The organism is Prescottella subtropica, from assembly GCF_005434945.1.
Taxonomy (GTDB): Bacteria; Actinomycetota; Actinomycetes; order Mycobacteriales; family Mycobacteriaceae; genus Prescottella; species Prescottella subtropica.
The window spans coordinates 43097-53675 of record NZ_SKCH01000010.1 but is presented as its reverse complement, the minus strand read 5'-3'; the positions used below and the strand labels follow the sequence as shown (position 1 = coordinate 53675).

Annotated in this window: 8 protein-coding genes; 3 read left to right on the top strand and 5 right to left on the bottom strand. The window is 68.5% G+C overall.

All coding sequences use genetic code 11. The features are described from left to right. Window positions 1–4 precede the first annotated feature (4 nt). The 5 genes from E0497_RS11480 to E0497_RS11460 all read right to left on the bottom strand — a co-directional run bounded on the left by E0497_RS11480 (window position 5) and on the right by E0497_RS11460 (window position 6859). The gene (locus E0497_RS11480; protein ID WP_137724929.1) at window positions 5–1603 is read right to left on the bottom strand and encodes an acyl-CoA carboxylase subunit beta; all 1599 of its coding nucleotides are present in this window, start codon (window positions 1601–1603) and stop codon (window positions 5–7) included. Further along, window positions 1600–2748 (bottom strand): acyl-CoA dehydrogenase family protein, encoded by a 1149-nt coding sequence (locus E0497_RS11475; RefSeq protein WP_137724928.1) that lies wholly within the window; start codon window positions 2746–2748, stop codon window positions 1600–1602. The genes E0497_RS11480 and E0497_RS11475 overlap by 4 nt, the downstream gene beginning before the upstream one ends. Then, entirely contained in the window at window positions 2745–4526 is a 1782-nt protein-coding gene (locus E0497_RS11470; protein WP_277751680.1) for an acyclic terpene utilization AtuA family protein, read from the bottom strand. The genes E0497_RS11475 and E0497_RS11470 overlap by 4 nt, the downstream gene beginning before the upstream one ends. Then, the gene (locus tag E0497_RS11465) at window positions 4523–5320 is read right to left on the bottom strand and encodes a TIGR03084 family metal-binding protein (protein WP_137724927.1); all 798 of its coding nucleotides are present in this window, start codon (window positions 5318–5320) and stop codon (window positions 4523–4525) included. Before E0497_RS11465 ends, E0497_RS11470 begins: the two co-directional genes overlap by 4 nt. A 108-nt stretch (window positions 5321–5428) precedes the next feature. Beyond that, the gene (locus E0497_RS11460; RefSeq protein ID WP_194150315.1) at window positions 5429–6859 is read right to left on the bottom strand and encodes a short-chain fatty acyl-CoA regulator family protein; all 1431 of its coding nucleotides are present in this window, start codon (window positions 6857–6859) and stop codon (window positions 5429–5431) included. Window positions 6860–7010: 151 nt separating this feature from the next. On the opposite strand from E0497_RS11460, the gene prpD reads away from it, so the two are divergent. From prpD to E0497_RS11445, 3 genes are read left to right on the top strand one after another with little or no spacing between them, the layout of a single operon-like run. Further along, complete coding sequence (gene prpD, locus E0497_RS11455) at window positions 7011–8513, top strand: 2-methylcitrate dehydratase PrpD (RefSeq protein WP_137724925.1); 1503 nt, start codon at window positions 7011–7013, stop codon at window positions 8511–8513. A gap of 1 nt (window position 8514) precedes the next feature. Continuing rightward, on the top strand, window positions 8515–9429 hold the full coding sequence (gene prpB, locus E0497_RS11450) for a methylisocitrate lyase (RefSeq protein WP_137724924.1): 915 nt from the start codon (window positions 8515–8517) through the stop codon (window positions 9427–9429). Continuing rightward, window positions 9426–10547 (top strand): bifunctional 2-methylcitrate synthase/citrate synthase, encoded by a 1122-nt coding sequence (locus tag E0497_RS11445; RefSeq protein ID WP_137724923.1) that lies wholly within the window; start codon window positions 9426–9428, stop codon window positions 10545–10547. Before prpB ends, E0497_RS11445 begins: the two co-directional genes overlap by 4 nt. Window positions 10548–10579 lie beyond the last annotated feature (32 nt).

Here is a 10579-nt window from a genome sequence, read left to right as displayed (position 1 = left end):
TGCCTCACATCCGGAAGACACCGAAGTTGGCGGCGCCCTCGATCGGGGCGGTGGCAATGGCCGACAGGCACATTCCCACCACCGTGCGGGTGTCGCGGGGGTCGATGACGCCGTCGTCGTAGAGCATCCCGGACAGGAACGTCGGCAGCGATTCGGCCTCGATCTGGTTCTCGATCATGGCGCGCATCCCGGCGTCGGCCTCGGGATCGAACGCCTGCCCGCGGGCCTCGGCGGCGGCGCGGCCGACGATGGAGACGACACCGGCGAGTTGCGCGCCGCCCATGACGGCGGACTTGGAGCTGGGCCACGCGAACAGGAATCGGGGATCGAAGGCGCGTCCGCACATGCCGTAGTGACCGGCTCCGTAGGAGGCGCCGAGCAGGATCGAGATGTGCGGGACGGTGGAGTTGGAGACCGCGTTGATCATCATCGACCCGTGTTTGATCATGCCGCCCTCCTCGTACTCCTTGCCGACCATGTAGCCGGTGGTGTTGTGCAGGAACAGCAACGGCGTGTTCGACCGGTTGGCGAGCTGGATGAACTGGGTAGCCTTCTGGGCTTCCTCGCTGAACAGGATTCCGCGGGCGTTGGCGAGAATGCCGATCGGATACCCGTGCAGCTGCGCCCAGCCGGTGACGAGCGAACTGCCGTACAGCGGCTTGAACTCGTCGAAGTCGGAGCCGTCGACGATGCGGGCGATCACCTCCCGTGGATCGAACGGAATCTTCAGGTCCTCCGGCACGATGCCGAGTAGATCCTCGGCGTCGTAGAGGGGTTCGATCACCTCGGAACGCGGCGGCGGCCCCTGTTTGCGCCAGTTCAGGCGGGCGACGATGCTGCGTCCGATGCGGATGGCGTCCTGCTCGTCCTGCGCGAAGTAATCGGCCAGACCCGAGGTGCGGGCGTGCATCTCGGCGCCGCCGAGGGATTCGTCGTCGGACTCCTCGCCGGTGGCCATCTTCACCAGCGGCGGCCCGGCCAGGAACACCTTGGACCGCTCCTTGATCATCACGACGTGGTCGGACATGCCGGGGATGTAGGCGCCACCGGCGGTGGAGTTGCCGAACACCAGTGCGATGGTGGGGATTCCGGCCGCGGACAGTCGGGTGAGGTCGCGGAACATGCGTCCGCCGGGGATGAACACCTCCTTCTGAGTCGGCAGGTCGGCACCACCGGATTCGACGAGGGAGATCACCGGCAGCCGGTTGGCGACGGCGATGTCGTTGGCGCGGAACCCCTTCTTGAGCGTCCACGGGTTCGAGGTGCCGCCGCGGACCGTCGGATCGCTGGCGACGATCAGGCATTCGACGCCGCTGACCGTGCCGATCCCGACGATCGTGGACGCCCCGACCGGGAACTGGCTGCCCCACGCGGCGAGCGGCGACAACTCCAGGAACGGGGAATCCTCGTCGAGGAGCAGTTCGATGCGTTCACGGGCCAGCAGTTTGCCGCGCTTGTGGTGCCGCTCGACGTACTTCTCGCCGCCGCCGGCGAGGGCCTTGGCGTGTTCGACCTCGAGGTCGGAGAGCTTGGTCGTCATGGTTTCGGCCGCCGACACGTACTCCAGGGAGGCGGTGTCGAGGGTCGATCGCAGGATCGTCACGCGTGGTACCCCAATCGCTTCGCGGCCAGGGCGGTCAGGATCTCCGTGGTGCCGCCGCCGATTCCCAGAATGCGCATGTCCCGGTACTGCCTCTCCACTTCACTCTCACGCATGTAGCCCATGCCGCCGAACAGTTGGACGGCCTGGTGCGCAACCCATTCCACGGCCTCGACGGCGGTGTTCTTCGCGAAGCACACCTCGGCGACGAAGTCCTCGTCCGAGGTGAGCGAACGTTCGACCAGGGTCCGCGTGTAGACGCGGGCGACGTCGGTGCGCCGCATCATCTCGGTGAGGGTGTTCTGCACGGCCTGCCGGGAGATCAGGGGCCGGCCGAACGTGTCGCGGTCGCGGCACCACCGGATCGTGAGGTCCAGGCAGCGTTGCGCACTCGCATACGCCTGCGCGGCCAGCGCGATACGTTCGGTGAGGAACGCCTGCGCGATCTGCGCGAACCCCGAATTCTCGATGCCCACCAGGTTGCCCGCGGGGACACGGCAGTCGACGAACGCCAGTTCCGCGGTGTCCGACGCCCGCCAGCCCATCTTGTCGAGTTTGCGGGCTACCTCGAATCCCGGTGTGCCCTTCTCGATCACGAGCAGCGATACCCCACCGGCACCCGCCCCGCCGGTGCGGACGGCGGTGACGACGAAGTCGGCGCGTACCGCGGACGTGATGAACGTCTTGGATCCGTTGACGATGTAATGGTCACCGTCCCGAACCGCGGTGGTGCGCAGGTGTCCGACGTCGGAGCCGCCACCGGGTTCGGTGACGGCGAGCGAGCCGATCTTCTCGCCGGCGAGGGTGGGCCGCACCCAGTGTTCGATCTGGTCCGGGTCACCGGCCGCAACGAGGTGCGGCAGTGCGATCCCGCACGTGAACAGGGACGCGAACAGGCCCCCGGACGCGCCGGCCTGGTGCATCTCCTCGCAGATGACGACGGCGTCGACCAGGTCACCGCCCTCGCCGCCGACGTGCTCCGGGAAGCCGGCGCCGAGCAGTCCCAGGGCCGCGGCCTTGCGATGCAGCTCTCGCGGGATCTCGCCGTCGCGTTCCCAGTCGTCCTGGTACGGCAGGATCTCCTGCTCCACGAACGAGCGGACGGTCTTGCGGAGTTGCTGTCGTTCCGGGGTGTCCCACATGGTCACGCGTGGCCTTCCTCGAGTTCGTTGCGGTAGTCGGGTACGAGTGCCACCGGGATGTCGATGTGCCGGGAGCGCAGCCATTCGCCGAGGCCCTTGGCCTGCGGGTCGAAGCGGGCCTGGGAGGCGACGCCACGCCCGAGGATTCCCTCGATCACGAAGTTGACCGCCCGCAGGTTCGGCAGCACGTGCCGGGTGACGGTGAGCGGTTCCGCTTCGGGGAGAAGTCGTTTCAGCTCGCCGACGGTGAGGGTGTGCACGAGCCAGCGCCAGGCGTCGTCGGTGCGGACCCACACTCCGACGTTGGCGTTGCCGCCCTTGTCGCCACTGCGGGCGGCCGCGACCGTCCCGAGCGGGACGGTGACGGTGCCGGCAGCGTCGTCGGTGAACGGTTGCGGGAGATCGGGTTCCGGGACGCCCTCGAGTTCTTTCGTCGTGCCACTCGGCGTGATGTCGACGCGGGTGCCGTCGGGGTGGACCGCGATGTGCGGCACCTGTCCGGCGTCGACGTAGCCGGGGGTGAACACCGCGTACGGCTGCCCGTGCGACGGCGGTGCGGTGAGCGTGAAACCCGGGTAGCTCGCAAGGGCGAGTTCCACGGCGACGGACGAGAAGGCGCGTCCCACCACATTCGGGTCGGTGTCGCGGACCGTGCACCGCAGCAGTGCGCTCGCGGCCTCCTCGGTGTCGGCGTTCGGGTGGTCGGTGCGGGCGAGAGTCCAGTCGAGTTCCTGCGGTCGGGTCGTCAGCCACGACTCCAGTTGCCGGCGCACCAGTTCCGCCTTGGCCTCGATGTCCAGGCCGGTGAGCACGAACGTGGCCTCGTTGCGGAATCCGGCGAGCGCGTTGAGCGACACCTTGTACTGCGGTGGAGGCGCCTCCCCGCGGACCCCGCTGATGCGGACACGGTCGGGTCCGTCGTCGGACAGGACGATCGTGTCCATGCGGGCGGTGACGTCGGGGTTCGCGTAGCGGCCGCCGGTGATCTCGTACAGCAGTTGCGCGGTGACGGTGCCGACGGTGACCGCGCCCCCGGTGCCCGCATGTTTGGTGATGACGGACGCGCCGTCGGCGTGGATCTCGGCGATCGGGAAGCCGGGCCGGGTGAGGTCGCCGATCTCGGTGAACCACGAGTAGTTGCCACCGGCGGCCTGGGTGCCGCATTCGATGACGTGCCCGGCGACGACGGCACCCGCGAGCCGGTCGAAGTCGTCACGCGCCCAACCGAAGTGCGCGGCAGCTGGTCCGACGAGGACGGAGGCGTCGGTGACGCGGCCGGTGACGACGACGTCGGCGCCCGCGTGCAGGCAGTCGACGATCCCCCACGCGCCAAGGTAGGCGTTGGCGGTGAGCGGGGCGATGTCGCGGTCGAGACCGAGTTCGCCGGCGCGGGCGATGAGATCGTCGCCTTCGACATGGGCGATCGTGGCGTGCAGTCCGAGCCGGTCGTTCACTTCGCGGAGCGCGTCGGCGAGACCGGCAGGGTTGAGTCCGCCGGCGTTCGCGACGATCTTCACGCCCTTCTCCAGGGCGAGCCCGAGACAGTCCTCCGCCTGCCGCAGAAAGGTTTTCGCGTATCCGCGGGACGGGTCCTTCAACCGGTCGCGGCCGAGGATGAGCATCGTCAACTCGGCCAGGTAGTCGCCGGTGAGGTAGTCGAGGTCACCGCCGGTGAGCATCTCCCGCATCGCGGAGAGCCGGTCTCCGTAGAAGCCGGAACAGTTGCCGATCCGCACCGGGGCCGTCGTCGGGACTGTCGTCGGGGCTGCCGTCGGGATCGTCACTGCGTCGCCTCCGCTGTCGTGTCACGTCCGACCCCGGGCAGGCCCGCGAAGGCCTGCGCGATACCGAGCCACCGGTCGGCGTCGGCGCCGGTCGCGGTGAGCGCGGTGCCGTCGCGGTGGATGCGCTGGGTGACGAGCAGGCAGAAGTCCTCGGCCGGGCCGGTCACCCGCTGGGCCGCATCATCCGGTCCGAACGTCCAGACGGAACCGTCGGGTGCCGTGAGCTCGATACGGAATTCCGCTGTGGGTGGCGGCAACTGGTGGACGTCGAACGCGAAGTTCCGGGTCCGGACACCGAGTCGCGCGATGTGCCGCAGTCGCGGCGTCGGTTCGGTGCGGATCCCGAGTGTGTCGGCGACGTCCCGGCCGTGCGCCCACGTCTCCATCAGCCGGGCCGTCGCCATGGACGCCGCGCCCATCGGCGGCCCGTACCACGGGAGCTTCGTGCCCGCCGGGACATCGAGCAGGACGTCGGCGAGCCGCGCGCGGGTGGCCCGCCAGTCGGCGAGCAGGTCGCGCGGCGGCCGCTGCGCCTCGACGTCGGCGGCGTCGTCGACGAAACCGTGCGGGTTCTTCCACGCTTCCGTCACCTGATCGGCGAACGCGTCGTTGTCGGTGGCCGCCAGCAGCGACGACCGATCCGTCCAGTGCAGGTGTCCGATCTGGTGCGCGATCGACCACCCCACGGCCGGCGTCGACGTCGCCCACTGCTCCTCGGTCAGGTCCGCGACCAGCGCATCGAGCGCGTCGCCTTCCGCACGCAGGTCGTCGACGATCTTGTCCAAGTCCGTCACACACGCCTCCTCGAATGATGAGACGAGCATCACAGGACGAGGCCCCGGAATCAAGCATCTGTGATTGTTTCCGGGGCGCGTCGCGAGGAAAGTGCAGGTCGGCAGGAGTCAGTGGTCGCGTTCGACCGGCGGGTACGGCAGCCTGCTGCTGACGTTCACGTCGGCGCGCACCGGACGGCCGATCTGCGGAAAGGCCCGCTGCGCGCAGTCGGTGCGTTCACAGATCTTGCATCCGGCACCGATCGGCACCGGCGACATCCGTTCGTCGAGCCGCAGTCCCTGCGAGTAGACGAGTCGTTCGGCGTGGGTGATGTCGCAGCCGAGGCCGACGGCAAAGTTCCGTTCGGGAGTGCCGTACGGGGACGCACCCCCGTCGACGGTCCGCGCGATCCACAGGTAGGTGCGCCCGTCCGGCATGCGAGCCACCTGGGTGAGGATGCGGTCGGGGGTGCCGAAGGCGTCGTGCACCACCCACAGGGGACAGCTGCCACCGACCCGCGAGAAGTGGAAGGCAGTGGCGGACTGCCGTTTCGAGATGTTCCCGGCCCGGTCGGTGCGGACGAAGAAGAACGGAACACCCCGCCGGGTGCGGCGCTGCATCGTCGACAACCGATGGCAGACCGTCTCGAACCCCACCTCGAACTGCAGTGCCAGCATGTCGATGTCGTAGTGCAGCCGCTCCGCGGCATCGAGGAACTCGTTGTACGGCAACAACAGTGCGCCCGCGAAGTAGTTGGCCAGGCCGATCTTCGCGAGTTCCCGGGCGTTCTCACTGAGCGTCACCGCGGCGACCACCTGCCGGTCGATCACCTCCGACTGGGTGAGGAACGCGAGCTGCGTGGCGATCTGGAAGGCACGCTGACCGGGCGACAGGTGCCGCGACAGGGTCAGCACACGCCCGGTGGCGTCGTAGTGGCGTTTGGGGCCGGGCCGGTCGGGCGGGTCGCTCCGCAACCGGACGACGATGCCGTATCCGGATTCGAGCAGCGCCGTCAACTGGGTGTCGAGCGACCCGATCCGCAGACCGCTGCCGACGAACAGCCGTTCGGCGGCGTCGTCGAGTTCGGCGATGTGGTTATGCCTGTCGTAGAAGAAGTCTCGCACCTCCTCGAACGGCATCGGGGTCACCTCACCGGCGTCCGCGGAGGACGGGGCCGTGAAATGCGCACTGAACTGTTCGAGCTGTTCGGTCGCCGCCTGCAGCCGGCGGTGCATGCCCACCAGCGCGTACCCCACCTCGGGCATACGCGCCACGAACTCGTCGATGGTCGACGACGACGCCGGTGTCCCGAGCGCGGTCAGCACGTCCTGCAGGTCGGCGGCCAGTCGCGCGTCGGACTCGGCGGCGAAGAACTGCGCATCCAGGTCGAACATCGCGTTCAGTTTGAGTAGCACCGGCACGGTGAGCGGTCGCTGGTCGTTCTCGAGTTGATTGACGTAGCTGGCCGACAGATCCAGGATCCGGGCGAGCGCCAGCTGCGTGAGCCCCCTCTCCTCACGCAGCCGGCGCAGCCTGGGACCGCCGTATATCTTCTGCACCGCGTCACTCAACCACGACCCCGCGCATTCGCACCATTCGCAGAACCCGGCCACCCACACCACCGAAATACGCATGTTCAGCCACTTTCCGGCGGTGCCCGGCGTGCATACGCTGCAAGACACAGCACAGTTTCGACGAAGGGCACCGAAGTTGAAGACCCATTCCGTCCGCACCCACCGCTCGGCCGAGACCTTCCCGAAGTGCGAGCACCTCGCATGGAAGATCGCCGAGGTCGCGACCGATCCGGTCGAGGTTCCCGCCGACAGCACCGAGATGATCGTGAACCGGATCATCGACAACGCGGCCGTCGCGGCGGCATCGGTGACGCGCCGCCCTGTAGTGAACGCCCGCGCCCAGGCCGTGGCCCACCCGTACACGCCGGGTGCGACGGTCGTCGGCGTGACCGGCCGGTACTCGCCCGAGTGGGCGGCGTGGGCCAACGGGGTCGCGGTGCGTGAACTCGACTTCCACGACACGTTCCTGGCCGCGGAATACTCGCACCCGGGCGACAACATTCCACCGATCCTCGCGGTCGCCCAGCACGCCGGCCGCAGCGGTGCCGATCTGATCCGCGGCATCGCCACCGGCTACGAGGTCCAGGTGGACCTGGTGCGCTCGATCTGCCTGCACGAGCACAAGATCGACCACGTCGCGCACCTCGGACCGTCCGCGGCAGCCGGCATCGGCGCGCTGCTCGGGCTGGACACCGAGACCGTGTACCAGGCGGTCGGGCAGGCGCTGCACACCACCACGGCGACCCGTCAGTCCCGCAAGGGCGAGATCTCCAGTTGGAAGGCGTACGCGCCGGCGTTCGCCGGGAAGATGGCCGTCGAGGCCGTCGACCGGGCGATGCGCGGTGAGGGCGCACCGTCCCCGATCTGGGAGGGCGAGGACGGTGTCATCGCGTGGCTGCTCGGCGGCCCGAACGCCGAATACGCTGTGCCGCTGCCCGGCCCGGGCGAGGCGAAGCGCGCGATCCTGGACACCTACACCAAGGAGCACTCCGCGGAGTACCAGAGCCAGGCCCCGATCGACCTGGCCCGCCGGATGCGCGAACGGATCGGCGACCTCGAGCAGATCGCGTCGATCGTGCTGCACACCAGCCACCACACCCACGTCGTGATCGGCACCGGGTCCGGCGACCCGCAGAAGTTCGACCCGACGGCCAGCCGCGAGACCCTCGACCACTCGGTGATGTACATCTTCGCGGTCGCCCTGCAGGACGGCACGTGGCACCACGAGCGCTCGTACGCCCCCGAGCGGGCACAGCGCCCCGACACGATCGGACTGTGGCGCAAGATCTCCACCGCCGAGGATCCGGAGTGGACGCGCCGCTACCACTCCACCGATCCAGCCGAGAAGGCGTTCGGTGCCCGTGCCGAGATCACGCTGAAGAGCGGCGAGGTGATCGTCGACGAACTCGCGGTCGCCGACGCGCACCCGCTCGGCGCCCGCCCGTTCGCCCGCGACCAGTACGTCGCGAAGTTCCGCACCCTCTCCGACGGTGTCGTCGACCCGGCCGAACAGGACCGCTTCCTCGACGCCGCACAGCGCACCCCCGAACTGAAAGCCGGCGAGCTGGACCAGCTCACGTTCACCGTCACCGGCGACGTCCTCGCGCACGCCCCGAAGTCGCCGAAGGGACTGTTCTGACATGACCGGCCTCATCGCCGCCGCCACCTCCCCCGCCGACAAGCGCGCCGCGTTCCGGGCGGGGCTGACCTCGGGCACGATCCAGCGTCTGCCCGGTGCGATCAACCCGTTGACCGCCAAACTGATCCAGGAGATCGGGTTCGAGGGCGTGTACGTCTCCGGCGGCGCGTTCTCCGCCGCGCTCGGCCTGCCCGACATCGGCCTGACGACGCTCACCGAGGTGGTCGGGCACAGTCGGCAGATCGCCGGGGTGACGGATCTGCCGGTACTGATCGACGCCGACACCGGCTTCGGGGAGCCGATGTCGGCGGCCCGCACCGTCCTGGCCGCCGAGGATGCCGGGATCGCCGGCCTGCACCTCGAGGACCAGGTCAATCCCAAGCGCTGCGGCCACCTCGACGGCAAGGCCATCGTCCCCACCGACGAGATGGTCCGTCGTCTGCGCGCCGCCGTCGCGGCCCGGCGGGATCCGAACTTCGTGATCTGTGCCCGCACCGATGCCGCCGGGATCGACGGCATCGACGCGGCGATCGAACGTGCGAAGGCGTACGCCGACGCCGGCGCGGACATGATCTTCACCGAGGCACTGCACACTGAGGCCGACTTCACGAAGTTCCGTTACGCCGTGGACATCCCGCTGCTCGCGAACATGACCGAGTTCGGCAAGTCGACGCTGATCCCGGCGCGGACACTCGAGGACATCGGCTACAACGCGGTGATCTACCCGGTCACCACACTGCGACTGGCGATGGGCGCGATCGAGGCCGGCCTGCGGGAGATCCACGCCACCGGCACCCAGGAGAGTCTGCTCGGGTCCATGCAGACCCGATCGCGACTGTACGAACTGCTCGAGTACGACCGCTACAACGAATTCGATTCCGGCATCTTCACTTTCACACTCGGAGGGAACCAATGACGAACACCGCCCCGACGATCCACAAGGGCCTCGCCGGTGTCGTCGTCGACACCACCGCAATCTCCAAGGTGGTGCCCGAGAGCAACTCGCTGACCTACCGCGGCTACGCGGTCGAGGATCTCGCCGCGCACTGCAGCTTCGAACAGGTCGCCTACCTGCTGTGGAACGGCGAGCTGCCCACCGACGCCCAGCTCGAGCTGTTCTGTCAGCGGGAGCGAGCGAGCCGTCGGGCCGACCGCTCGATGCTGTCGCTGGTGGCGAAGCTACCCGACAACTGCCATCCGATGGACGTGGTCCGCACCGCGATCAGCTACCTCGGCGCGGAGGATCCGGAGGAGGCCGACAACTCGCCGAACGTCAACCGGGAGAAGGCACTCCGCATGATGGCGGTCCTGCCGACGATCGTCGCCGCAGACCATCGTCGCCGCCGCGGCCTCGACCCGATCGCACCGCACAGTCACCTCGGGTTCGCCGAGAACTTTCTACGCATGTGCTTCGGCGAGGTACCGGAACCGGAACTGGTCACGGCATTCGAGGTGTCGCTGATCCTGTACGCGGAGCACAGCTTCAACGCGTCGACGTTCGCAGCCCGCGTGGTCACCTCGACGCTGTCGGACATCTACAGCGCGGTCACCGCCGCGATCGGCACCCTCAAGGGTCCGCTGCACGGCGGCGCGAACGAGGCCGTCATGCACGACATGCTCGAGATCGGTGAACCCGAGCGCGCCGAGGACTGGATGCGGGACAAGCTGGCCCGCAAGGAGAAGGTCATGGGCTTCGGTCACCGTGTCTACCGCAGTGGCGATTCGCGGGTGCCGACGATGCGCGCAGCGTTCCGGGATGTCGCCGCCCGCACCGACGGCGACAAGTGGGTGCAGATGTACGAGATCCTCGAACGCACCATGGACGCTGCCACCGGGATCGCGCCGAACCTCGACTTCCCCACCGGCCCGACGTACCACCTGCTCGGCTTCGACATCGAGGTATTCACCCCGATCTTCGTGATGAGCCGTATCGTCGGATGGACCGCGCACATCATCGAACAGGGTGAATCGAACGCCCTGATCCGGCCGCTCAGCGAGTACACGGGCGTCCCACAACGGCCCGTGGTGGCCTGAAACTGTGGCCCCGCACCGATACCGGTGCGGGG

Coding starts and splice junctions, on each gene's coding strand:
- prpB (WP_137724924.1), top strand. CDS start 8,515: ATGACCGGCCTCATCGCCGCCGCCACCTCCCCCGCCGACAAGCGCGCC.
- E0497_RS11445 (WP_137724923.1), top strand. CDS start 9,426: ATGACGAACACCGCCCCGACGATCCACAAGGGCCTCGCCGGTGTCGTC.